General features: G+C 60.9%; 1 protein-coding gene. It reads right to left on the bottom strand.

Going from position 1 to position 379, the window contains the following annotated elements; genetic code table 11:
• Nucleotides 1-379: dihydroxy-acid dehydratase (locus GVL03_RS21925; protein ID WP_200847461.1), on the bottom strand; the 379-nt coding region annotated here is incomplete at both ends.

Raw genomic sequence — 379 nt, 5'->3', positions numbered from 1 at the left:
CCATATCGCGCACGCCCTGCTGCAGGATCTTCAGCGGCAGGCCAAAGTTGCCGACTTCCGGCATGCCCGGATAGCCCTTTGGCCCCACGCCCTTCAGCACCAGAATATCGTCGGGCCGCACGTCCAGATCCGGGTCATTGATGCGTCGGTTATAATCTTCGATGTTCTCGAAAACGACCGCTCGCGCGGTATGGTTGAGCAGCGCCGGCGTCGCGGCCGAAGGCTTTATCACCGCGCCGTCGGCGCAAAGGTTGCCCTTCAACACAATCGTTCCGGCGTCATCCAGCAGCGCATTGTGCCGCTGCGCAATGACGCGCTCGTTTAAAATCGCCGCCTCGCGGTAGTTTTCCTCCAGGGTTTTGCCGTTGCACTGCAGCAC

It is taken from the genome of Microbacterium sp. 18062 (assembly GCF_902706225.1).
Lineage (GTDB): Bacteria > Actinomycetota > Actinomycetes > Actinomycetales > Microbacteriaceae > Microbacterium.
The sequence above is the reverse complement of the archived record's forward strand: the minus strand, read 5'-3'. Positions and strand labels throughout refer to the sequence as shown.